The following is a 24,883-nucleotide window of genomic DNA, read 5'->3' as shown; positions in this document are numbered from 1 at the left end:
TTTTTATCCTTGGTTTTTTAATGAGGTACCCTCAATCAATTTCATTCTAAAAAGGCCTCATTAGGAAGTGCGCGCTTATCGTTCGTGTGTCACATCTGACGACTCTTGCGCGTTCAATTTATCGACATTATAGAGCATATTCTTGTAATACTCTGCATATTCGCTCGACTCTAAGCATTATCTACACACTTACCCAACGGGTATTTGGTAATTACACAACAAAACCCTCATTTCTGATGGTATTAATGACCGTTTTATAAAAACAGATCAGTCAGATTTGAACTAAAGAAGATATTTTTATTCCATTTTTGTCTAAATTTTGGGCAAGAAAGATGTATATATCGAATTATTCGATATATACACTCTGGCCACTTACTGCCTATGACGTACTAAATTCATCTCAGCCATCACTTTGGTGGAAATTTCTTCCACCGACAATTTGGTGGAATTTATAAAAGGAATGCGCTCTTGACGATACAAAGACTCCACTTCATCTACTTCATAACGACATTGTCGAGCCGAAGCGTATTTGCTCGCCGCCATGCGCCCTGTGCGAATCTCATGCAATCTCTGGGCCTCAATGGTTAAGCCAAAGAGCTTTTTCTTGTGCTCTTTCAATACCTTTGGCAAACCAGGCGAAGAGAAGTCATCTTCGGTAATCGGATAGTTTGCTGCCTTGATGCCATATTGCATCGCTAGGTACAAACTGGTCGGTGTTTTGCCTGATCGCGACACGCCTAGCAAAATAATGTCGGCTTCAGCGAAGTTTTTCACAGAAGCCCCGTCATCATTGGCCAGAGCATAGTTGATCGCATCCATACGCCCATCGTAAATACCTTCTTTCATGCCGTGGGCTTTTTGCGCTGTTGGTTGCGCTTTCACTCCCAATGCCTGCTCGATGGGCGACAATAAATCGCCAAATACATTGTAACAATGGCAATCGGATGACTCGATGATTTCGCGAATGGCCACATCAGAAATAGTATAAAACACCATCAAACCGGCGGCGTCTTTGACCTCTAAATTAATTTGTTGCTTTAGTCCTTCCGCCTGATCTTTTGTGCTCAAAAAAGGCACACTTTTGGTTTCTACGGCCACATCAAAAAACGATAACATGGCCAAACCAAACACTTCTGCGGTGATCGCTGTCCCATCCGAGACAAAATATATTTTCATGAAAAACGCCTCTATTTTGTTGTTATCTAACGACATTCGTTTTTTCGATTGAAATAAAACTACATCGAATAATCGATTTTATTCATAGTAACCCGCCTACATACAATGAACCCAGATCAAGCACTTTGACAAGTGTGTGATCTTGATTGGAACCAAACGTAAAAAAACAAATTAAAACGATTTCTGCTATTCATTTATAAAAAACTGGAGTCTCTTGTGAGCAAGTTTATAAAGTGGTTTAAAGATCTTCATATGGAAGATGTCGGTGAAGTTGGCGGTAAAAACGCCTCTTTGGGTGAAATGATTTCCAACCTGACAGACCTTGGTATTCAAGTACCAAACGGTTTCGCAACCACCTCCTATGCTTATCAAAGCTTTATTACAGAAAGTGGTCTGGACGAAAAAATCCACCAAACATTGGATGCTTTAGATGTAGACGATGTGCAAGCTTTAGCACAAACCGGCATTCAAATTCGTCAGTGGATTGAAGACGCCACTTTCTCAGCAGAATTCGACCAAGAAATCGAAGCCGCTTACGCTGTTTTATGCGAAGACAACGCTGACGATACTTCTTTTGCCGTCCGCTCATCGGCGACAGCGGAAGATTTGCCAGACGCGTCTTTCGCCGGCCAACAAGAAACCTTTCTTAACGTGAAAGGGTTAGCTGATATAAAAGCGTCTATTAAGCGCGTGTTTGCATCTTTATTTAATGACCGCGCTATTTCTTACCGTGTTCACCAAGGTTTTGAGCACCAAGGCGTTTCCTTGTCTGCAGGCATTCAAAAAATGGTGCGCAGCGATATTGGCGCCTCTGGTGTTTTGTTCACACTGGACACGGAATCTGGTTTTGACGAAGTGGTCTTCATTACCGCCGCTTATGGCCTTGGTGAGATGGTTGTTCAAGGTACGGTTAACCCAGATGAATACTATGTTCACAAGCCCACCCTAGCCGCTGAACGCCCTGCTGTTGTGCGTAAGAGCCTAGGCAGCAAAGCTCAAAAAATGGAATACGCAGAAGTCGGCAGCGATGACGAATTCGTCAAAATTGTCCCTGTTGCTTTAGACGATCAGAATCGTTTCGCTTTAACCAACGAAGAAATTGAAGATCTAGCGCGTCAAGCTTGCATCATCGAAAAGCATTACCAACGTCCGATGGACATTGAATGGGCAAAAGATGGCATTGACGGCAAAATTTACATTGTTCAAGCGCGTCCAGAAACGGTTCGTAGCCAAGGCAACGCGCAAAGCATGGAACGTTACAACCTGAAGAAAACCTCTCAGGTGATGATTACCGGTCGTGCTATCGGTCATAAGATCGGCTCTGGTGAAGTAAAAGTATTGTCTTCTATCGCAGACATGGATCGTATCCAGCCAGGTGACATCTTGGTGACCGACATCACCGACCCAGATTGGGAACCCATCATGAAGCGTGCTTCTGCGATTGTCACTAATCGTGGCGGACGTACTTGCCACGCGGCGATCATTGCCCGTGAATTAGGCATCCCTGCTGTCGTCGGTTGTGGCGACGCCACAGACGTATTAAAAGATGGCCAAACAGTCACTGTTTCTTGTGCTCAAGGCGACATGGGCTTTGTGTACGAAGGCGCATTACCTTTCGATGTGATCACCTCAGAAGTGGGCAATATGCCAGAGCTTCCGGTTAAGATCATGATGAACGTCGGTAACCCAAACCGTGCCTTCGACTTCGCAATGCTACCAAATGCTGGCATCGGTTTAGCGCGTTTAGAATTCATCATCAACCGCATGATTGGTATTCACCCGAAAGCCCTGTTGAACTACGCAGAAATGACACCAGCGCTACAGGAAGAAATCAATCACCGTATCGCCGGTTACAACAGCCCCGTTGAGTTTTACGTCGACAAGTTGGTTGAAGGTGTTGCAACCTTGGCGTGTTCTTTCTCGCAAAAACCGGTCATCGTTCGCTTGTCTGACTTTAAATCCAACGAGTACCACAATCTTGTGGGCGGGCCTTTGTTTGAACCGGATGAAGAAAACCCAATGTTGGGCTTCCGTGGCGCGGCGCGTTACATCGACGATTCTTTCCGTGATTGTTTTGCCTTGGAGTGTGAAGCGATTCGTCGCGTACGCAACGACATGGGCTTGACCAACGTACAAATCATGATCCCATTTGTGCGCACCCTTGAAGAAGCGCAACAAGTCACTGAACTGCTTGCAGAACAAGGCTTGGCACGCGGCGTCAATGGTCTGAAAGTCATCATGATGTGCGAACTGCCATCCAATGCCCTGTTAGCCGATGAGTTCTTGGAATACTTCGATGGTTTCTCCATTGGTTCTAATGATTTGACTCAGCTAACCCTTGGCTTGGATCGTGACTCTGGATTGATCGCCGATAAGTTCGACGAGCGTAACCCAGCGGTTAAGAAGTTATTAAAAATGGCCATCACAGCGTGCCGTGAAAAAGGCAAGTACGTGGGCATTTGTGGTCAAGGCCCTTCTGACCATGCGGACTTCGCTGACTGGTTGGTCGCGCAAGGCATCGAAAGTATGTCATTGAACCCAGACACGGTTGTTGAAACCTGGTTGCACCTAGACGACGTGTTGAAAAATGCGGATCAGAAAGACCAAGTGATTTAAGTACAAAGATATGATTGGGTCGATTAAACGACCCAATCATATACCCAGCTGTATCTCAGGCGTGTGCTGAAAGGCATATACTTGAATCAGAATGCTGTGTCAGCACAGCGCGTGACCTTATCGTGAGTCACTCCCTAGTTTGATAGCCTCGCTTTGCGAGGCTTTTTTTTGTTTTTTTACAACGTATTCCCTTTACATCAATCAAGGCGCACTTAAAGAAGCATAAATATTAAAAAAACATCACTTTCTCCATATTTAGCTCTAATATACGTTTTAGTATTAGCAAGATATGTATTTATCAAACATGTCCACGAGGCTAACATGCAACTATTACCGTACAAGTACCTTCTCTTTATCCCACTCACTGCGTCATTGGGATTTTTGTCAGGATGTCATGAAGTTAGCGAAGCAAATTCAACTCATTCTGCTTCTATGGCGACCTTAGACAAATCGACGCCTTCCGTTCGGTATGTGTTAACAGATACTCAGCAAGAAAACTGCTACGATAATGATGGCAATACCATCAATTGCCCAAGCATAGGCGACGCCCTGTACGGACAAGACGCGCAATATCAGGGAGTCCAAAATGCTTTTACAAACAATGGTGACCAAACCATCACCGATAAAAACACTGGATTGATGTGGCAAAAAACACCTGACTTCAAGCACCACTCTTATGATCAAGCCATTGCTTATTGCCAAAATTTAACCGTCGCCGGCTATCAGGATTGGCGCTTACCCACGATAAAAGAACTGTATTCTATCGCTGATTTTCGCGGTGAAATTGTTGACCCAAGAGACAAAACCAAAAATACGCCTTACATAGACACGCAATATTTTGATTTTCAGTACGACCATAGAATGGCCTACATAGGACAATACTGGTCAATCACTAAGTACCCAATGGGACCTTTGCATGACACGCAAAACGTTGATGCGGCATTTGGCTTTAATTTCGCCGATGGTCATATCAAAGGCTATGAAACTGGTTATATCTTCGGCACCAACAACTCGGGAGTCTTTGCACCAGGAAACTTTGTGCGCTGTACTCGTGGCGAAGAAAACGTCTATGGCGTGTCAGAGTTTGTGGATAACAACAATGGTACAGTCAGTGATAAAGCCACTGACCTCATGTGGCAACAGACCGACGATGGCACTCGTAGAGATTGGCAAGCGTCTTTAGCCTATGCTGAAAACTCTACCTTGGCTGGCTATTCAGATTGGCGTCTGCCCAATATTAAAGAACTGCAAAGCCTTGTGAAATACGAAGGTAGTGTAAACGGCTGGCCGGCTATAGATACCAACGTTTTCACCTTAAGCAGTGAAAACACTGTGGCAGACCCTATGTGGGTATGGTCTAGTACCACACAAGGTGATTTTAAATATTCTGCGGATTACATTTCATTTGGTAAGGCATTTAGTAAGAAGAACTCTTCCGCTCAAACCTACTACGACTGGCACGGTGCGGGTGCTCAGCGCAGCGATCCTAAATCAGGTACACCAGAGGATTACGAGATGGCATCTGAAAATGCGGCCGATCTGGTCATGACGAAAAACTACACCTTGATGGTTCGCTCTATTAATTAGACCATCAAGTTGTAAAAAAGCTGTCTTGTTGCCTTCGTGACGAATCTCACGAAGGCAACACATTAGATCGCCTTAAGTGACGTGAGTAAATCGTGAATTTCCGCTTTGAGTTGTTTGTCGATGATTTTATTACTGTGAATTTTAGCTTGCTCTAAATACGCAATCGCGCCGTCGGTATCGCCCAGCTCTTTTTTGAGCGTGGCCGCCGAAAAGCCAACAGACGATAGATAATCTTTTGAATTGATCGCTAAGGCTCTTGCAAGCGCTTTATCGTAGATCACAATCGCTTCTTCTAGATCGTCGGTAAAATCACCAAGGGTTTCCCACTGCACAGGATGATCTTTGTCAGTGCCGTCGTTTTCTTGGCACAACTCGGTCAGCTCTTGATAGTAACCATCAAAACCAGCTTGGTCTTTTTTGTGAGCGCAACTCATCAATTCTTTGGCAAGAAACAGTACTTCTTTATAGATTTTGGTGTTCATAATGTACTCAACATAGGCGTTAAACGAAATTTAATGCCTATGTTAGTTTTAACCGCGCCGTTATGACAGTTTATTGTGTCACTAGGTTGGACTTGTTGTGGCTACGAATTAAGCCCAATTCAGCGATAACAACCAATACCAGTATCAGCCAAGAGCCCATAATCACCCCACGCCATCCATCAGCTTGCCAGAACGGATCGAGATAAAAGCCACCTAAACTGGCCCCTAGATAGTAAAACACCAGATACAAAGACGAGGCGCTGGCTTTAGCGTGTGTTGCATTACGGCTCACAAAGCCGCTGGTGGTCGAATGACATAAGAAAAAACCAAAGCAGTTGACCAAAAGACCTAAAATAATCGCCAACAATGAATCGCCAAGAGTCACCAAAGAGCCCAGCATAAAAATCCCTGTACCCAGTATCATGATGGTCGGCTGGCTCCAACGCTTTGCCAGCTTGCCTGAAATCGCCGACCCCAAAGTGCCCGACAAGTAGGTAAGAAATAACAATCCCACGTATTTTGCCGATAAATTATACGGTGCCGCTTCCAGTACGAAGGTCACATAGCTGTATTGGTTAATAAAAATAAAAAAGCTAAAACCTCCGATAAAATAACAGCTAAGCAAACGACGATTCTGCAAATGGCTTTTCATGTTGGATACGATATGACCGACTCGCAAGGGCTTAGGCTCGAAGTGTTGAGAATTAGGAAGCAAAAAGAAGAACGCCAATAAACACATCAAACTGAGCACACTCATCACACTAAACGCCGCCGAAAAGCCAAGCCACTCGCCGACAAAGCCGCCAATTAAGCGCCCTCCAATGCCACCTAACGTGTTTCCGCTGATGTACAAACCCACTGCCACCAGCAAGGCTTCTGGAGTGTATTCGTCACCCAAGTAAGCAACCGCAATGGCGGGCAATCCAGCAAGGAAAAAACCTTGTAAGCCACGTAACGCCAACAAGGTTTCATAATTTTGTACTAGAGATAAGCCAAACGTGGTCAAGGTGATGCCGACCATGGTCATCACCATGATGCCTTTACGTCCTAGTGCATCGGAAATCGGCCCATAAAACAGTAAGGAAATACCCAGCGTCAGCGTCGTAATGGTAAAGCTGCCACTGGCCTGCAGCGGCGTGATCGCAAATTCATTGGCGATCATCGGCAACAAGGGCTGCGTCACATACACATTGGCAAAAATCATAAAAGACCCGATGACCAGCGCCAAGGTGCCTCGCCAAAAAACGCTACTGCCCACTTCGATCACAACGACTCCATAGGGATAAACCCAAACAAGATGAAAACAATGATGCCACTATACTCGCGCGCAATTTATCAATAAAATATATCTATCTTATTCAAACCATAAGGGTTATTGATGTATATTAAGCCACTGCGCTATTTTATCGCCATCGCGAAAACCGAAAGTTTTACCAAGGCCGCACTGCAATTGGGCGTTGCTCAACCAGCGGTCAGCATGGCGATCAAGAAATTAGAGCAAGATTTGGGCTTAACCTTGATTCATCGTGCCGATCGCAATATTGGCCTCACGGATGAAGGCAAAAAGTTGTTAGTGCACGCCGAAAAAATCCTACAAGCCACCGACGATGCTTTACTCGAAATGAGCGAACTTAAGGGGCTGAGCCAGGGGGAAGTCCGTGTGGGCATTCCCAGCATGTTGGGGTCTTATTACTTTCCGCCCATTTTGATGGCGTTTCGTCACCGATACCCTACTCTGACGCTAAAAGTCATTGAAGGGGGGACTTGGCAACTGCAAAAAATGCTCGAAAGCGGCGAACTGGACCTTAGCGTCATCGTTGCCGAAACCCTACCAGACAGCCTAGAAACCCAAGCCTTATTGCGAGAAGAAATGCTGGTGACCATAGCAACCGATCACCCTTTTAGCGCATTAGAGCGAGTATCGCCCGAGGCATTTTTTGATGAAGAATTGGTGATGTTTAAAGAGGGGTTCTTCCACCGACGCATTGTCGATAAATTAGCCAAAGTCTGTAAACGCACGCCAAAAATTGGTTTTGAAACCAATCTCATCCCCCTGATTAAGTCCATTACCCAGCAAGGTTTTGGTGTGTCGACTCTACTCGCCATGGTGATTGAAGAAGACGACCAACTCATTACACGCTCTTTTGATCCGCCTATTTGGCTCGATCTGGGCATTGCATGGCGAAAAGACGGCTACTTGTCCATGGCGAATCGTGCGTTTCTCGATTTCGTTATTGAACACAGTCAACGCCATGCGTAATGATTTGCCAGTTAGTGTTTGCCGTTAACCCATAAGAAACACATAAAAAACCCAGATGACGCATCCGTCATCTGGGTTCTCATTGTTTATTCAAAACACGCGATGATCAGTGAAACAAGCGACGTTCCAACAAAGAAGACGCTTTAAAACGCTGTAAGCTTTTCGCCCCGGCCAGTACCGCAAGATCCAACACAGGCTCAAGCAGAACAACGCTCAAGTAAGCAACACCGAACGTTGCCACGGAAGTGAGGTTTTCAGCACCGAAGCCTTGTCCGTAAAAAGCCCAAAAAGCCACCCACGCCACAATGCCACCTTGGTAGGTCAAAGAAAGTTGCAGAGCTTGCTTGTAGGAAATGTCTACATACGCGGTATTTTCCGCAATAGTGCGACGTGCAATCGCAGACATCGTAAACAAAGGCAACAGCAAAGTGGTCACATTCATGCCATATTGAGGTAAGTCAAACTGTGCAAAGAACACCCCTTGAGTCAGTAACCCCAATATCAGACCAATAGACGCCGCCGCCGGCCCAAACATCAAAAACAAGGTTGAGCCTAAAATCAGATGAACTTCCGACACGCCGACGGCTTGATGAGGAAGCACTTCAAAAAAAGCAAACACCAATAAGGTCGTTAAAACGCTGCGCCCCATCAACGACATCATGCCGTCTTTTTTAATCATCTCGATGGACGCTTTTGCGGAAAATCCAAAAGCCGCCAACGCGGTGGCGTAACTCAAAACAATTTTTGCGCCGTCTACAACGCCTGGTTCAATATGCACAATGTGCCTCCAAAATAGATATCATACTCACCCGTATGATTCAGATTTAATGACTTCTTAGACAAGGGTTGCCTATAAAAATCGGATAATAAAGGCCGGTCTCCGGGCTCATCAATGTGGGTTAACACTGTGTTTTACGGCACTTATTCCTTCCCATACTAAGACAGTGGCAATAAGAACAAACACATCATTGATCTACCGTTGCGGGGGCAGCACAGGAATTGAGACATGGCTTGTACCTGTTTCCCGTTTCACTCAACAAAGAGCACCTTTACAAGAATGGATAAGTCGCTTAATTGGCCACCTATCACAGATATGAAGAGTAAGGCTTTACATAATGTTAAGCAATGTAAGTAGAAGAAATACTTATGAGCAATACAACGCATTTCATGCAAAGAAGAGACTCATTCATTGTCAGATAGTGTGTAGCTAAATAACCTACCTAAAAAGACGCTCAGACCAAACCGTTAATCCTGCTGCGACGCTACCAAAGTGATCTCCATCTAACACGGGGATATCACCAATGCGTTGCTGAATCGCCTGGCGGATTACAGGGGATTTTGCCGAGCCGCCCGTCATATAGATTAGGTCTGGTTTTTCCCCTGCTTGCGCAATGGCGGTCATCATCAAGTTCAGCATTTTTTCCAGTGGTGACGCAATGGAGTGCGCTAGGGCATCACGACTGATACTTGTGTTTAAATTGGTTTCTATATAATCCAATAAAACCTGGTGCTCTTGATCATCTGACAGAGCAATCTTAGCTTCTTCGGCACTTCGTACTATGTGGTAGTTATGCTTTTCTTCACGCATGCGCAGAAAGCGCTCAATCAATTTTGGCTGAGCAGCGTCTAAACGCATTTGCGCTATCTGGTTTTTGGTTTCCATGCTATTAAATGTCGCAATCGCCGACACATCATTGGTGGTAATGGCGTTCCAATACATTTGCGTCGGCATAGGTAAACCGGTTTTTAACAAAGAATCCATACCAAACAAAGGCATCAGATGTTTGCCGGCAATTTGAATGTCTAAATCGTTCCCACCGACTCGTTCACCAGTGTGCGCTAAAAAGTCGCTGCGTCTGTCGTCTTTTTTGACGTAACCCGGTCCCATTCGCACCATGGCACAGTCGGTTGTTCCCCCACCGATATCGACCACCAGCACGGTTTTGTTATCGGTCATCTTAACTTCAAAATCCAAACCCGCGGCAATCGGCTCGTAAAGAAATTCGATTTCTTTAAAACCCGCTCGCTTGCCCGCGGTGGTAAGAATTTCCAACGCTTGACGGTTGCTGACCTCAGCGTCCAAGCCCTGAAAGTTCACCGGACGACCAATAACAGTGTGGGTGATATCGGCCCCTAAACTCTTCTCGGCTTTTTGCTTAATGTTTTGCATCATCAAGGTGACAATGTCTTCAAAGAAATGAATATGCTCGGCGCGCAACCCTGTCCCACCCAAAAAGGACTTGGGTGATTTCACAAAGTAACCTTCTTCCGGCCACTGAAAATACTCTTCAAACGCGGCACGGCCGAAAAAGACGGTTTGATCCTCATCGGCAATGTCTTCTTCGTAACGGGCACGCTTGGCTCGCGTTAACGCGTTTTGCCTAAGATGAGCAAAGGATTGACGCGTATCAAGACCGGTCATATTGCGACCAACCGCTTCAGTGATTAGGTCACGATCTAACGCGTACAAGGTCGATGGCAAAAAAGCATGCTCGCCTTCTAGGGCCACCAAACGCACTTCTGAATCCTGTACCGTACCTAACGCACAGTTCGATGTGCCGTAATCAAATCCACAAATCATTTATTACTACCTGATATCACCAAGAAAAGGGGCGCGAAAGATAGCAGAATACAAGATTCAACAAAAGCCATCGCCAAAAAAACGCCCAATCGATACCATCGGTCGGGCGCTCTCAAATCAAACATAAAGCGTTATAAAAACACCGGCACACCGATCAAAGCTTGGTGTAAATGAAAGGCAATCAAAACCCAGAACACAACAGCAAACACTAGGGCGACGACATTAGGCAGCAAACTTGAGCCTTCCGATGTTTTGTATACCACGCCCATTTTACGATCACGACGACGGTATACAGCAAAGCCGATAATCGCCCACACTAAGAAGCTGCCAAAAAGTATGACATCCGCCAAGGTGCCGTTGCTCAACAGATGTGCCAAGGTCCACACTTTTATAGAAATTAAAAATGGATAGCCCATTTTATTTTTCATCGTCGTATTTTGAATGAAGGCCGAGCCAGCAAAGAACAAGGCCACCAGCATCAACAATGCCGATAAGTGACGTGTCCATATAGGTGGAAACCACAGCCAAGTTGGCGCAAGGCGCAGTTGTGCATAACCAATCACAATAAAACCTGTGGCAATTAAAGTAATCATGCCAAAACGTAACTTCCAACGCAGTGCCCCGTCGTGAGCCATGGCTCGTTCTCGCCATTGTGGGGCAAACATACGAATCGAATGCACACCAAAGAAAATCACCAAACCAATTACTAACACCAACATACCAAACATTTCCTTAACTTTGATTTTTCACCGAGTTTATAACATTTACTAGGGAATAGGTTTATGAACTACAAACAAAAAAATAGCCAATACAATTCCTGTATTGGCTATTTTTACTCTGTGTAAAAGACTTACATATAATGCTTATCACTGACCATATTCGTGATACAAGACATCACGCCTTTACTGGCTTCTTCTGCATCACGCACATTCTCAACAAGCTCATCCAGTACGGCATCATCGTTCATCCAACCCCCTTTGACCAAGGACATGGCCGCTTGAACACGCTTATGCACTCGCGCATGATAAGCCTCTAACTCCCGATAGCCGGCTGTATGATTGAAGGCGTCTTTACCCACACCCTCGTAGTACCATTTTCCTAATCGACAATTGAAGTGATCGACTTGGGTGGCTTCTGCTTCAGCGCCTTGACCGTTACTTTCCAAACCTATGTAGCCGTTTTGCATGTAAATCACGTGGTCAAGCTGAACAAGCGATGCAAAAGCTCGGTCCTTGGTTTGGGTCATCAGGGTAATAGTAGATTGGGAGGCGGTCGCTACATCGTCAAAGTTACTGTGAAAAGTATCAATTTCGCCGCCAATTTGTTTGGTTTGCTTACTGACCGTCAGTGTTTGTGTGACCATGGTGTCAATTTGGGCTCTTAGCTCCGTTATAACATCACTGATTTCTTCCGTTGACGATCGAGTCCGTGTGGCGAGATTTCTCACTTCATCGGCAACAACCGCAAAACCTCGGCCAACTTCACCTGCTCTTGCCGCCTCAATAGCGGCGTTTAAGGCAAGCAAATTGGTTTGCTCTGCAATGTCGCTGATGAGTTTAACGGTGTCGGCGATTCTGTGGCTCTGCTCTTCTAGCTCATGGGCGCTCACTTCCACACTGGCCATGCGCTCGTTAACGTCTCCTATCGAAGTACGTAAACTAGAAACGCTTTCTCGACCTTTTTCAGCACCGTCTCGACTTTCCGATGCAATGTTTAATACGTCGTCCATTTTTGATGATAATAAACTCAAATCGGATTGACTGTTTTTCAAGTTAACCAGCAAATTAGAAGTATTTAGGCTGTGAAGTTGGCTTAATAATTTATTTTGACGAGAAAAATTGTCCGCATCTTCCATGCCTTTAATAGCTACGTTGACGTTTTTCATCATTTTGCCAAACTCACCCGGCATACCGTCAGTCAGTACTTTTCGGTAAAAGTGCCTGTTGCTTGTGGCGTAAAAACTGTTCGATAATTCTTTAAAACTGCTTTCTACTATGTCTAAAAAATCGTTAAGCGCCCACGCCACCTCACCCACTTCACCAAGACCCTTTGTATCGGTCACACGAATATGAGTGTTGCCAAGCTTCGCCTCATCTAGCGTACTCTTGATGGTTTTAAGAGCGATAACTGGCTTACGGTGATCATTCCAAGCAATCACCGCAAAGATGCCAACAAGGATAGGAAATACAATGTCGGAATAATTAAAGCCAAATTGCCACAAATTTACGAGGCTGATTAGCACAGAAAGAACAAAAAATACCACACAGGTGATGGCGTATTTTTGTTGCATAAAGGGGATGTTTCTACTGATATGCCTGTTATTTGCCATTATTTTACTGCCTGAAACTTTGATAATGATTAAGGATAAATGCGTCGTAGCTCATTCCCGCTTTCTCTTGGCAATAATTGTTTAGCCATTGCCAGCTCTTTTTCGCGGCCGTGGTTTTGTCGCCGCTGGCCTCTATCTCTCTCATCTTTTTGTACAGATCTGCGACTGCAGTTAAAGCGTTTGGTGGCGCCACTCGTCTCACTGAGTAATAACCTACTTTCTGTTCACCAACGTAATCTGGCGTCACGTTTGCAAACACCCAATAGTAATTACCATCTGACGTGCTGTTTTTTATAAAACCAAAAAACTCATTACCGGCCTGAAGGGCTTGCCACATTCCATAAAATACCCCTCTAGGCATGTCTTGATGGCGAATCAAGTTGTGAGGTTGATTTAATAAAGCGCTCTCAGGAAAGTTACAAATCCGCATGAACGCACGATTTGAATAAGTGATTTTTCCTTTCAAATCGGTTTTGCTCACAATAAGCTCTTCGGGCAAAAAAGTAATTTCTTTAGACATACATACTACCGAGTCAGATACAGTTTCATTAAGAATAGCACTTTATAAAGTAGATATTATCTTAAAAAGACTTTTGATATAAAATCTTTTATTCATAACGGCTAATAAGCCTTTCCCGAGCGAAAATTACACTATGCAATTAGAAATGGCTCTTTTTTCAGCTCAACACTTGCCGAACTGATCAGTACCTAAATAACGATAAAACAGCACTAAAATACTTTTGTTAAAACTAGAAAAAGCCCCTGCCTTTGCTCTAGAATACTGCGTTTTGATACGCAGACAGGTCGCCATGATCAAGACACCTTATTACCTAATCGACAAAGCCGCCCTTCTCAAAAATTTAGAGAAAATTGCTTATGTACGTCAGCAGTCCGGAGCCAAGTCTTTACTCGCCCTTAAATGTTTTGCGACCTGGTCTGTATTCGACCTAATGCAAGAATACATGGACGGCACCACTTCGTCGTCTTTGTATGAAGTCAAACTGGGCAAAACCAAGTTTAATGGGGAAACTCATGCTTACAGCGTGGCCTATGCCGACGATGAAATAGCAGAAGTTCTCGATCACTCGGACAAGGTGATCTTCAACTCTATTGGCCAACTCAATCGCTTCAAAGACATCAGCCAAGACAAAACGAGAGGCTTGCGGGTCAATCCTCAAGTCAGTACCTCAGAGTTTCTAATTGCTGATCCAGCGCGCCCTTTTAGCCGTCTTGGCGAATGGGATCCTGAAAAAATCGCCACGGTTATCGGCGATATCTCTGGTTTCATGTTCCATAATAATTGCGAAAACGACGACTTTGCTCGCTTTGATGAGATGCTTACTCTGATCGAAACGCGCTTCGGCCATTTAATAGAGCAAGTAAAATGGGTCAGCTTGGGCGGTGGTATTCACTTTACCGGCGATGATTACCCGCTCGACCTATTTTGCCAACGCTTAAAAGTCTTCGCGGCAAAATACGACATCCAAGTTTACCTTGAGCCGGGTGAAGCCAGCATCACCAAAAGCACTACCCTTGAAGTCACTGTGCTCGACACCTTGTTTAACGGCAAAAATCTCGCCGTGGTCGACAGCTCGATTGAAGCGCACATGCTGGACTTATTAATTTATCGCGAAAATGCGAAAATGGCGCCTTGTGATGGCGAACATGAATACATGATTTGCGGAAAATCCTGCCTTGCTGGTGATATTTTCGGTGAATTCAAGTTTGATAAAACACTGCAAGTGGGTGACCGTTTGTCGTTTCAAGACGCGGCCGGTTACACCATGGTGAAAAAGAACTGGTTCAACGGCGTCAAAATGCCGTCGATTGCCATTCGCCAACTGGATGGCAGCATCGAACTCGTTAGGGAATTCGATTACAACGATTTCGAACAGAATTTGTCTTGATCACAAGTTAAGACAATTCAACACTTTTTTATTTGGAGATAGCGTTATTATGAAAAAAAATGTCCTCATTATTGGTGGCGGAGGCGTGGCTCAAGTTGTGGCCCACAAATGCGCCCAACACAATGACACACTGGGCAATATCGCAATTGCTTCGCGCAGCGTTTCGAAATGCGACGATATTGTAGCCAGTGTCCTCGACAAAGGCAGCATGAAAGTAGAGGGCCGCATTCAAGCATTCGCTCTTGACGCTCTTGACGTGCCAGCAACAGTAAAACTGATTCAACAAACTGAATCCCAAATCGTCATCAATGTCGGCTCGGCGTTCATCAATATGTCTGTCCTCGAAGCCTGTCTTGAAACTGGTGTGGCGTATTTAGATACCGCGATCCATGAAGATCCTGCGAAAATTTGTGAAACCCCACCTTGGTACGCCAACTACGAATGGCAACGCCGCGAGCGTTGTAAAGAAAAAGGCGTCACCGCTATTCTTGGTGTAGGGTTTGATCCAGGCGTGGTAAACGCCTACGCGGCGCTTGCTTATAACGACTACTTTGACAGCGTGAGTGATATCGACATCATCGACATCAACGCCGGCAGCCATGGTAAATACTTCGCCACTAACTTTGACCCAGAAATTAACTTCCGCGAATTTACCGGTCGTGTTTACTCTTGGCAAAACCGCGCTTGGCAAGAAAACAAAATGTTTGAAGTGAGCCGCACAGACGACTTACCTGTGGTCGGTAAACAAACCGCCTACATGACGGGCCACGACGAAGTGCATTCCATTTCACAAAACTTAGACGTGCCAAATGTGCGTTTTTGGATGGGCTTTGGTGAGCATTACATCAATGTTTTCACCGTACTAAAAAGCCTAGGCCTGTTATCGGAGCAACCTGTGAAAACCGCAGAGGGCTTAGAAGTGGTGCCATTAAAATTGGTTAAAGCGGTGCTTCCTGACCCTTCCTCTTTGGCACCAGATTACACTGGCAAAACCTGCATCGGCGATGTGGTAAAAGGCATTAAAGACGGTCAAGAGAAAGAAGTCTTTATCTATAACGTAGCCGATCACAAAGACGCCTACAACGAAGTGGGCAGCCAAGGCATTTCCTACACCGCGGGCGTGCCACCGGTTGCTGCCGCCATCCTAGTGGCGAACGGCACTTGGGATGCAAAAGAAATGCGCAACGTCGAGCAACTTGACCCAAAACCTTTCTTGGGCCTGCTAAATGACATGGGCTTACCAACCCGCATCAAAGACGAAAACGGCGACCGTCCTTTTACGCTTTAAATGTCATGCCATTAAGCGTTACCCAATAACCTCGCGCTGCGGGGTTATTTTTTATTTGGCAAATAGCCACAGAAGCTGATCTAAAGCCTTACAAAACTCATCCCACCTCTTTACAATCATTTGTATTGTTATTTCCTCCCCACACAGCTTAAGGAACATTGTTATGAAAAAGGAACCCCAATTAGCGGCACTAATCGCGGTCGCGACGTTAACGCTCGCCGGCTGTGCGAGCAGTCCAGATTCCGCGTCTAGTCTTGCAACAGACGCCGAACAAACACAAACCATCACTCAGATTGACGCCGTTAGAAAAGCCATTACCGAGGCAGAAGGTCAAATAAAACAAGCTACTGAAGAGGAACTAAGCTGGTTTGCTAGCAACGACATGGACGCCGCCAATAAAGCCTTAGCGGAAGCGAAAAAGTACTATGCTGAGTTCGAAATGGACCCGACGCAAGCCAATAAAAGCACTGGTTTTTTTAGTTCACAGACTAATATTAGCGCAACTGAAGACGCCATCGTGCAATTCAACACACATTTAACCAGCGCTAGAGACATCAAGGCAACGGCACTTGACATTCTTACCGATGCGTTTGACTACCGCACTCAATTAACACTTATCGATGCTCAAGAGTATTTTCCAAGCACTGTTGAAGAGTTAAACAAAACGCTTAAGAAACTGGTTGACCAAGTGGCCGATGGCAAAACAGACAGCGCCCTAGCTGCGCAACCTGCTTTGGTAGCACAACAACGCACACTGGAAGTCAAAACAGTCACGGCTATTTATTTAACCGATGCAAAATAAGCCTTTGATAAACTGCTTAAAACTGACGCACCTCAGCACGCGCCTAACGCTTTATCCCAGGTATCGGCCTCATTGACCTCAGCCACGGCCTTTATCGCAGCTCAGCCTCGTGCAATAGAGCAAATTAAGGCGAATACAGAAGAGGTTATGTTTTCCATCCGTCGAGCGGAAAACATCGCTGTGGCCGTCAAAACACTCAAGGCTCTGCCACAAAAAGATTATGAGAGCTATCTGGTTAATTACGAAAACATTCTGCTAAGCATCACTCAAGCTTTGGACGCAGAAGACAACCGTGATCTCACTTTCGAGCAACAAGGCAACCGCCTTGTCACTTTTATTGAGAGTAAATTGAGCGAACAACAAGCGGCAATCCAGGCACAGCAGACCTTAACAACAGAGCTCAAACGTCAAAATGCTTACAACGCCTTACTAGAGCAGAAAATCATTGCACTTACTGCAACAGAGAATACTGAAGAGGATCTGGATAACGTCGCTACAGTTGAAGAAAATGTTCGGGAAAACGATGAAGAACAGAATATAGAAACGATAGAGTAACAAAGATTTTCTTTAAATCATTGATAATGCGCCTAATTATACTAGCGGGCGCATTATCATTCCTTCCACACTCCCCAATACAGTAAAAAAAGGGATACCTTTCAAAATGGAAAGTTTTCCCTTTCATTTCTACAATTCTTATACGCTATTCACCAAATATGCAGTAAAATCAAAAGCGCTGTTAACAAAAAATTACAACAGACCTATTTCATCAAGTGCAAAGTATAAAGCTGCTTAAATAGCTAAGTACAAAGAGGCAGAAAAAGAATGGATTTCTTACAACGTAAACTGATTTACGTTCTAGAAAGCCCTTCACTGGATGTGGCGGCAGTAAAACACCCTACTCAGCTCAACACCACGCATCCGAGGCTCAAGCCATGCTGTTACGCAATAAGAAATTACTCAATCGAATCGATGAATTAGAAAAAGCACTGCTCTCATTTCAAGAAACGCAAGACGATTTACAACAAGAAATGTTGTATTTTTCGATGTCCTCAGAGGGCACTATCCTGTCTGCTAACGGGTTGTTTCTTGCGTCTTTTGACTCAAAAAAAGACGAACTAATTGGCAAAAACATCCAACAATTTATTGTTGGAAAATCTCTTCAAAAAGAACACTGCCAACGCATGTTGGCGAGCATCGTCGGTAAACATCATTGGCATGGTGCAATGCAGCTTGAAGGTAAAAATAACAAAGAAATGTGGTATCGCGCTATTATTCAGCCGAAAAAACTAGAAAACAACTCAACCGTGCTCGAAGTCTATTCAACCGAGCTGACCAGAACCATTTCACAATCTCGAGAAACACAAGACATGCTAACTGCCCTGAACCGCTCTTCAGCAGTGATTGAGTTCAGTTTAGATGGCATTATCTTAAACGCCAACGATAACTTTCTAAAAAGCATGCAATACACAAAAAGCCAAGTCATAGGCAAGCACCATAAAATGTTCTGTGATGCACAAGAGGTGTCATCACAAGCCTATCAGGATTTTTGGCATAAACTGCGCTCTGGTGCGTTTATCTCGCAGCGATTCAAACGAATTAATAGTGAAGGCAATGCGGTCTGGTTAGAAGCCTCTTATAACCCCGTACACGACGACAGCGGTGAATTATACAAGGTTATCAAGCTCGCAACCGTGATTACCGAACAAATGGATCGAGAGCTCGCTGTTTCTGACGCAGCACAGATTGCTTATGATACATCCATGAAAACAGATGAAAACGCGTTAAAAGGCATAGACGTGATTGCATCAACAATCTCTATTATGAATGAATTGACCGAACAGATGAAACACGCCAGCACGGGCGTATCTGAGTTAAGCACCCAGTCTATTAAAGTCAGTGAACTGGTAGACAGCATACGAGGCATTGCCGACCAAACCAACCTACTAGCACTAAACGCCGCCATCGAGGCAGCCAGAGCTGGTGAACAAGGCCGAGGCTTTGCTGTGGTCGCCGACGAGGTCAGACAGCTTGCCCTAAGAACCAGCACAGCCACTCAAGAAATCATTAACGTGGTCGATGACAACAAAACACTGACCGAAAATGCCGTATTGTTGATTGAGCGTGGCATGGATAAAGCGCATCAGGCACTCGACCTAGCGACCGATACTGGCAACGTTATGAATGACATTCAATTAGAGTCTCAACAAGTCGTCAATGCCGTAGGCCAATTCAACAAAGCGCGGTAATCACAAACCCCTTTACACAACCAACATCCTACTCACCATCACTTAAAGCAAGGCTAACGAAGCACTAAGCAAAAATCGTTTCGTTAGCGATATCTCTATTTCAAAAGCTCTTCAGGAATAATTCAATGGCTCGAAGCAACCCATTTGATGGACAACTTGCGTACAGACGTTTAGACGCTTAAAAGTCATAAAAAATTATTGATAAAGACCGGAATGTATTCGGAGAAATCAATTAAAAGGCTGAAAGATAGGAAATACGAGGGATTGAAGAGGATAACAAAATTAAGGCAAAAAAAAGGCACCATAAATGGTGCCCGGGACCGGAATCGAACCGGTACGCTCGTTAAAGCGCAAGATTTTAAGTCTTGTGTGTCTACCAATTTCACCACCCGGGCATATCTGATATTGGAGGCCGGAGTCGGAATCGAACCGGCGTACACGGAGTTGCAGTCCGCTGCATGACCACTCTGCCATCCGGCCTTCTATCAGATCATCTTTTGAATGGAGCGGGAAACGAGGCTCGAACTCGCGACCCCAACCTTGGCAAGGTTGTGCTCTACCACTGAGCTATTCCCGCGTCTCAAAAGACGTGGCCTATTCTATGTATTTGAGCTTTCACGTCAAGGGAAAAATTCAAATTAATTCATAACTTAGGCATTTTTTAAAAATCTGTTTACTTTTCAACCGACTCTTTAGGCATTAGCTCTGGCCATGCCGCTTTTAAATAAATATACATAGACCATAAGGTTAATAACGCGGCAGCTATTAATACGGCCTCTCCAATATGAGATTCAAAACTGCCAGGGCGACTGCCTAATAAAATGAAAATCGCCAACATCTGCATAGTGGTTTTCAGCTTGCCGATATAAGACACAGCAACACTGGCACGTTTGCCCATTTCGGCCATCCACTCACGCAATGCCGAGATCACAATCTCACGACCGACAATGACGGCACTGGCTAATGTCAGTAAGGGGTTTGAATAACTCGCCACCAGCAACACCAAAGCAATAGATACCATCAACTTATCGGCAACAGGGTCAAAGAAGGCTCCGAACGCCGTTGTCTGGTTGAGTTTTCTAGCCAAATAGCCATCCAACCAGTCGGTAACGGCTGCTAAGGCAAAAATAATAGCGCACGCATGAAAACGCCCTTCCCATGGCAAATAATACACAGCGACTAGAACGGGAATCATAAAGATTCGTACGGAAGTCAAAATATTGGGTATGTTCATTTTATTCCTAGTAATGAGTATGTGCACCGACACTTATTTAAGCGTAACGCTATGAGTTAACTTTTATGGAGATTAAGGTAAATCTCTTCCGCTTTTTTCACACTGATTCCTTTCACTTTTGCTATGTCCTCCTGACTGGCAGACAACAATTCTTGATAACCACCAAACGCCATCAGCAGTTCTTTGCGACGGGTCGGGCCAATGCCCGGAATATCTTCTAATACAGAGTGTCGACGCTTCTTATCGCGCCGACGACGATGGCTTTTCACCGCGAACCTGTGAGCTTCGTCACGAATATGTTGAATGAGGTGCAAAGCAGCCGAATCGGGTGGTAATACCACTTCGTCTTCTTTTGAACCTATATATAGGGTTTCAAGGCCTGGCTTTCGAGTATCGCCCTTTGCGACCCCAAGCAAAAATATATTCACTAGCCCTAACTCTCTCAGCACGGTTTCCGCCTGAGTGAGCTGGCCTTTACCACCGTCGATTAACAACACATCAGGCGCATCGAGCTCGCCACTTTTCACCCGTTTATAGCGTCGTGTTAGTGCTTGCTTCATTGCGCCGTAGTCGTCTCCAGGCTCTACGCCTTCGATATTAAACGATCGATAGCGCTTTTTATCTGGCCCATCTGGGCCAAACACCACACAAGAAGCCACCGTCGCTTCGCCACTGGAATGACTGATGTCGAAACACTCCATGTGAGCAGGCGGCTCATGAAACCCAAGCAGCTTTTGCAACGCCGTAATACGACTAAAATGATTACGTTTATCTGATAAACGAGCCTGTAAACCTTGTTCAGCATTGAGTCTTGCTAACTCAAGCCATCTGGCCCGCTGCCCTCTTACGTTACTGACTACTTCAATTTTTTTCTTCGTGGTTTCAAAAATACCCGCAACCAGTGCATCACCATCGTCTAATTCATGACTAATGATAAGCGTCTTGGGCAACTCTTGGATACCACCTAGATAAAATTGCGCTATAAAAGACGATAATAATTCCCCTTCGCTAATTTCAAGAGGCATTTTAGGGTAATGACTTTTACTGCCAACGACTTTACCCTTTCGCACCATCATCATATGTACGCAAAGGCCACCAGGTTGAATAATCGAGGCAATCACATCAGCGTCACCGGTTTGTCCATACACGTGCTGCTGCTCTTGAATGTGCTTGAGTTGGATCACTTGGTCACGCAACTCAGCCGCACGCTCAAACTCCATATCAGCCGCAGCGGCACTCATTTGTGAGGTAATTTCCGCCGTTAACTCTTGGTCTTTGCCCTGCAAAAACATTTTGGCATGGCGCACATCTGACTCATACTCTTCATCACTGATCAGCCCCACACAAGGTCCCGAACAACGTTTGATTTGGTATTGTAGGCAGGGTCGAGATCGATTCGCGTAGGTACTGTCTTCGCATTGACGAACTTTAAATACCTTTTGCATGGTAATCAGGCTTTCTTTCACCGCTGTACCGCTTGGAAAGGGTCCAAACAGGGTGCCTTTGTCCGTTTTATTACCGCGACGAAACAGCAAGGCAGGATGAAGATGGTTAGACAGCAATATATAAGGGTAAGATTTATCGTCACGAAGCAAAATATTATAAGGCGGCCTGTGTTGCTTGATCAGGGTCTGTTCAAGCAACAGCGCTTCGGTATCACTTTTGGTAACAGCGATTTCAATAGAGTGGATACGACTCACCAAGGCCATGGTTTTGGTCGTTAAACCAGTGGCGCGAAAATAGCTGGCCACTCGATTCTTTAGGTTTTTGGCTTTGCCAACATAAAGCAACACCTCCTGGTCATCGTACATACGATAAACCCCAGGACGTGTGGTTAAGTTGGCAACAAAATGCTTTGGATCAAATTCTAAATGGCTCAAACAAACCTCGTTTTTCGCCTAGCCCATACCGAGCACATGATAGCGAACCGCCAAACGAATTAATTCAACATCGCTTTCTATGTTCAGCTTGGTAAAAATACGCGTGCGGTAAGTACTCACTGTTTTAGGGCTCACGTTTAAATGATCGGCAATTTCAGTGGATTTTTTACAATCGACAATCATTTGCGCCACTTGCAACTCTCGATCAGACAATTGCCCAAGCGGCGAACCTTGTCCATCGATAGAGAACTTCGACAGTGCCATTTTTTGTGCCACACTTTTGGAAATATAGTGCTCACCTTTGGCCACTATCTGGATGGCCTCTAACAGCTCAGACGTGTTTGTACCTTTGGTAAGATAGCCAGATGCCCCGACTTCAAGTAACTTGACAGGATATAAGTTGTCATCCATCGCCGATAAAGCAATTACCTTGGTTTTTGGTAACAAGCGTTTAATTTCTTTTGTCGCGCCTAAACCACCAATGCCAGGCATGTGCACATCCATTAAAACGATGTCTGGCAGCAAGGCTTTTGTTTTCACAATGGCGTCTTCACCGCTGTGAACCACACCCACCACATTCACACCCTGAACGTCTTGCAATACGCGACTAATGCCATGGCTAACCACATCGTGATCATCAACAATAAGTACTTTCAACATAACAGCCTCACAAAATCTCTCCCTTCCTTGTTCATTTCAATCATCGATCGATTGAAGCATGCTAATGGCGTCCTGCCACCTTGAATTATGTTATCGAACAAAGACTCAAAACTCACCGTTATTCTGGAAGTTTTTCCTTATAGCCCATATCGAGTAATTTTTTTTCACTGATCTCTCGGTAGCGTAAACGAATACCCGAGCCTTGGGTTTTTTGTGTGTAGTACAAAAGAGGTAAAACCTGCTCTTCTGGCATATCTAACTGACTCGAAATATGACGAACCAGCTCGGTGACATTGAGCGTCTGTTTGTTTTCGATCATGGTCACTTTGGGAATTACCAAGCGCTCACCCGCTATAACTCTATCCACCACTTTCACGTAAGCCGCTTCAAACAAGGGCCAGCTCACCCGCTCCTCTTCTGACTTAATCTTGTACCAACCCACTTCTGAGCCAGCAAAAAATACCGAGGGATGGCTCCATTTATACATCAGCGGATCAGAACGGCAGGCACATGCTTCTAAATACGCAGAGCGAGGATCTGCCAAACCGTAGGCTTTATAAGCGGTATTGATCAGTTTTAAAAAGTCCGCAATTGTCGGCGGCCAAGGATGCACTTCTTTAGTACGCTCAACCGCATAGGCCAACAATGGCTCTTGAAAGCCTTTAAGGGCAATTGCCCATTCTCGTTTGGCGAGCTTTACCTCATCAGTGGTGCTGTAGGCCGAGGCAAATTTGTGTGTATAAATAGCTTTAAATCGAGCAAATAACATGTTGACCAGAACACGAGTCTGCTGTTCGGCTGCTGTAGGGCCTGATTCACGATGCCCCGCCCCCTGCTCACCAGTCTGTGTCGTGTATGTTGTTGAGGGCGTCGCTAACTTGTTCTCGAGAGGTTTTAGTAAATTTTGAACTGCCTGAGGTTCCTTCATAAGAAGATCGATCCGATTGTTTGTATTGCCACTGACGTTTTACGTATTTAAAAAATTCACTGTTCCAAGTTCTGACATTTTTGCGTTGTTCTTTGATTCGCAGCAAAAACTCAGTCTGCAAAGACAAAGCAAAATCACGAGCAATGCCAGCCTGTCCAATTTGTTCTAGTGTCGCTTCTTCAGGTTGCCATTGATCAGGCTGTCGAGCACGCTCTTTTTGTTCTAAATAGAGATCGAAATCCGTTACACCACGACGATCATTTACCACCGGCGGTGTAGAGGGCATATCGTACTGTCGAACTGGCTGCTTGGCAGGGTAACTTTTTGGTTGAGGGGTGAACTCCTCACTCTTTTCCCGCGATGCTTTTTGCAGCCGATCCATTTTCGCCATCAATGGATCCTCTTGCGTCATATTCGGCGACGGCTTTATTGTCTGTGCTGTCTTTTGTGCTGAAGCTAGCTGTATTTCAAGGATGTCATCTTGGCGCTGAAAACTGACCAGCTGAGCAATCTGCAAATTAGCCAAAAACCGCATCATTATAGGCACAGTCCAAAAGGGTAATTGAGCGCTCAATCGACTCATTTCGACACGCAATACAGACGATCCCGTCAAGTAAGTTTGTTGCTTCAAAAAAGTAAGCAATACCGTTTCTTCTAAGCCAATTTGCGTGGCCATAGAAAATGATATCGGCAAAAAGTAATCATTATCCAAGAGACATCTCGCTTCGTTTATTCAGTCTAATAGTCTACCAAAAGCCATACTTATAAGCACGATAACCTTCTGCTCAGCAATGGTTAACAATAAGATATGGTAACGAAATTAAGGCGTGTATGAACAGCAGCAGGCTTTACGCCTATTAATAAGAATCTTGCTTGAAGTTTGGAACTTTCAGCCGCATATTACGTC

At 44.9% G+C, this 24,883-nt stretch carries 21 protein-coding genes, 3 tRNA genes, 1 pseudogene and 1 riboswitch; of the genes and pseudogenes, 9 read left to right on the top strand and 16 right to left on the bottom strand.

The genetic code is table 11. The features are described from left to right. Positions 1-372: 372 nt before the first annotated feature. On the bottom strand, positions 373-1,176 hold the full coding sequence (locus J9B83_RS05375; RefSeq protein WP_211535711.1) for a pyruvate, water dikinase regulatory protein: 804 nt from the start codon (positions 1,174-1,176) through the stop codon (positions 373-375). A 216-nt stretch (positions 1,177-1,392) separates the two neighbouring features. Between J9B83_RS05375 and ppsA the strand changes: the two genes are divergently transcribed. After that, positions 1,393-3,792, top strand: a complete 2,400-nt coding sequence (gene ppsA / locus J9B83_RS05370; RefSeq protein WP_211535710.1) for a phosphoenolpyruvate synthase — start codon at positions 1,393-1,395, stop codon at positions 3,790-3,792. 321 nt (positions 3,793-4,113) lie between these two features. After that, the gene (locus J9B83_RS05365) at positions 4,114-5,379 is read left to right on the top strand and encodes an Lcl C-terminal domain-containing protein (RefSeq protein WP_211535709.1); all 1,266 of its coding nucleotides are present in this window, start codon (positions 4,114-4,116) and stop codon (positions 5,377-5,379) included. 62 nt (positions 5,380-5,441) lie between these two features. Here the strand turns inward: J9B83_RS05365 and J9B83_RS05360 are convergent, their stop codons facing one another. Next, positions 5,442-5,861 carry a tetratricopeptide repeat protein gene (locus J9B83_RS05360; RefSeq protein ID WP_211535708.1) on the bottom strand — a complete coding sequence of 140 codons (420 nt, stop codon included), beginning with the start codon at positions 5,859-5,861 and terminating at the stop codon, positions 5,442-5,444. 70 nt (positions 5,862-5,931) lie between these two features. Further along, positions 5,932-7,128 carry an MFS transporter gene (locus J9B83_RS05355; protein WP_211535707.1) on the bottom strand — a complete coding sequence of 399 codons (1,197 nt, stop codon included), beginning with the start codon at positions 7,126-7,128 and terminating at the stop codon, positions 5,932-5,934. Positions 7,129-7,239: 111 nt separating this feature from the next. Here J9B83_RS05355 and J9B83_RS05350 point away from each other — a divergent pair, with 111 nt between their 5' ends. Then, entirely contained in the window at positions 7,240-8,121 is an 882-nt protein-coding gene (locus tag J9B83_RS05350; RefSeq protein ID WP_211535706.1) for a LysR family transcriptional regulator, read from the top strand. Positions 8,122-8,227: 106 nt separating this feature from the next. On the opposite strand, the gene J9B83_RS05345 is transcribed toward J9B83_RS05350, so the two are convergent. The 5 genes from J9B83_RS05345 to J9B83_RS05325 form a co-directional block, all read right to left on the bottom strand. Further along, positions 8,228-8,899 carry an energy-coupling factor ABC transporter permease gene (locus tag J9B83_RS05345; protein WP_211535705.1) on the bottom strand — a complete coding sequence of 224 codons (672 nt, stop codon included), beginning with the start codon at positions 8,897-8,899 and terminating at the stop codon, positions 8,228-8,230. A gap of 76 nt (positions 8,900-8,975) precedes the next feature. Beyond that, a riboswitch (cobalamin riboswitch) is annotated at positions 8,976-9,187 on the bottom strand. 150 nt (positions 9,188-9,337) lie between these two features. Continuing rightward, positions 9,338-10,702 carry a molecular chaperone gene (yegD, locus tag J9B83_RS05340; RefSeq protein ID WP_211535704.1) on the bottom strand — a complete coding sequence of 455 codons (1,365 nt, stop codon included), beginning with the start codon at positions 10,700-10,702 and terminating at the stop codon, positions 9,338-9,340. A 131-nt stretch (positions 10,703-10,833) separates the two neighbouring features. Continuing rightward, positions 10,834-11,421, bottom strand: a complete 588-nt coding sequence (locus J9B83_RS05335) for an NnrU family protein (RefSeq protein WP_211535703.1) — start codon at positions 11,419-11,421, stop codon at positions 10,834-10,836. A gap of 131 nt (positions 11,422-11,552) precedes the next feature. Continuing rightward, complete coding sequence (locus J9B83_RS16000; RefSeq protein ID WP_211535702.1) at positions 11,553-13,031, bottom strand: methyl-accepting chemotaxis protein; 1,479 nt, start codon at positions 13,029-13,031, stop codon at positions 11,553-11,555. Positions 13,032-13,035: 4 nt separating this feature from the next. Further along, the gene (locus J9B83_RS05325; RefSeq protein ID WP_211535701.1) at positions 13,036-13,551 is read right to left on the bottom strand and encodes a PAS domain-containing protein; all 516 of its coding nucleotides are present in this window, start codon (positions 13,549-13,551) and stop codon (positions 13,036-13,038) included. A gap of 289 nt (positions 13,552-13,840) precedes the next feature. Between J9B83_RS05325 and nspC the strand changes: the two genes are divergently transcribed. The 6 genes and pseudogenes from nspC to J9B83_RS16080 all read left to right on the top strand — a co-directional run bounded on the left by nspC (position 13,841) and on the right by J9B83_RS16080 (position 19,274). After that, positions 13,841-14,938 (top strand): carboxynorspermidine decarboxylase, encoded by a 1,098-nt coding sequence (nspC, locus tag J9B83_RS05320; protein WP_211535700.1) that lies wholly within the window; start codon positions 13,841-13,843, stop codon positions 14,936-14,938. Positions 14,939-14,987: 49 nt separating this feature from the next. Next, positions 14,988-16,226 carry a saccharopine dehydrogenase family protein gene (locus J9B83_RS05315; protein ID WP_211535699.1) on the top strand — a complete coding sequence of 413 codons (1,239 nt, stop codon included), beginning with the start codon at positions 14,988-14,990 and terminating at the stop codon, positions 16,224-16,226. 163 nt (positions 16,227-16,389) lie between these two features. Continuing rightward, on the top strand, positions 16,390-17,028 hold the full coding sequence (locus J9B83_RS05310) for a hypothetical protein (RefSeq protein WP_211535698.1): 639 nt from the start codon (positions 16,390-16,392) through the stop codon (positions 17,026-17,028). Between the two features lie 72 nt (positions 17,029-17,100). Beyond that, on the top strand, positions 17,101-17,583 hold the full coding sequence (locus tag J9B83_RS05305) for a hypothetical protein (RefSeq protein ID WP_211535697.1): 483 nt from the start codon (positions 17,101-17,103) through the stop codon (positions 17,581-17,583). 377 nt (positions 17,584-17,960) lie between these two features. Beyond that, positions 17,961-18,722, top strand: a pseudogene (locus J9B83_RS16085) (PAS domain-containing protein); the annotation flags it as partial. A 12-nt stretch (positions 18,723-18,734) separates the two neighbouring features. Next, positions 18,735-19,274 (top strand): methyl-accepting chemotaxis protein, encoded by a 540-nt coding sequence (locus tag J9B83_RS16080; RefSeq protein ID WP_407944017.1) that lies wholly within the window; start codon positions 18,735-18,737, stop codon positions 19,272-19,274. 308 nt (positions 19,275-19,582) lie between these two features. Here J9B83_RS16080 and J9B83_RS05295 read toward each other — a convergent pair. From J9B83_RS05295 to J9B83_RS05260, 8 genes are all read right to left on the bottom strand, one after another. Continuing rightward, positions 19,583-19,669: transfer RNA gene (locus tag J9B83_RS05295), tRNA-Leu, on the bottom strand. Between the two features lie 11 nt (positions 19,670-19,680). Continuing rightward, positions 19,681-19,754, bottom strand: a tRNA-Cys gene (locus J9B83_RS05290). A gap of 22 nt (positions 19,755-19,776) precedes the next feature. Then, positions 19,777-19,851, bottom strand: a tRNA-Gly gene (locus J9B83_RS05285). A 96-nt stretch (positions 19,852-19,947) separates the two neighbouring features. Beyond that, a complete protein-coding gene (gene pgsA / locus J9B83_RS05280; protein ID WP_211535695.1) occupies positions 19,948-20,508 on the bottom strand; it encodes a CDP-diacylglycerol--glycerol-3-phosphate 3-phosphatidyltransferase in 561 nt (186 codons plus the stop codon). A 56-nt stretch (positions 20,509-20,564) separates the two neighbouring features. Then, complete coding sequence (gene uvrC / locus J9B83_RS05275) at positions 20,565-22,388, bottom strand: excinuclease ABC subunit UvrC (RefSeq protein ID WP_211535694.1); 1,824 nt, start codon at positions 22,386-22,388, stop codon at positions 20,565-20,567. A gap of 18 nt (positions 22,389-22,406) precedes the next feature. Beyond that, entirely contained in the window at positions 22,407-23,048 is a 642-nt protein-coding gene (locus J9B83_RS05270) for a response regulator (RefSeq protein ID WP_211535693.1), read from the bottom strand. A gap of 118 nt (positions 23,049-23,166) precedes the next feature. Beyond that, positions 23,167-23,976, bottom strand: coding sequence for a replication protein P (locus J9B83_RS05265; RefSeq protein WP_236037124.1), 810 nt, complete (start codon positions 23,974-23,976; stop codon positions 23,167-23,169). Further along, entirely contained in the window at positions 23,885-24,670 is a 786-nt protein-coding gene (locus tag J9B83_RS05260) for a DnaT-like ssDNA-binding domain-containing protein (RefSeq protein WP_236037123.1), read from the bottom strand. Before J9B83_RS05260 ends, J9B83_RS05265 begins: the two co-directional genes overlap by 92 nt. Positions 24,671-24,883: the final 213 nt, after the last annotated feature.

Source organism: Marinomonas vulgaris (assembly GCF_018145875.1).
Taxonomy (GTDB): Bacteria; Pseudomonadota; Gammaproteobacteria; order Pseudomonadales; family Marinomonadaceae; genus Marinomonas; species Marinomonas vulgaris.
This window is presented reverse-complemented; position numbering and strand designations above follow the sequence as displayed.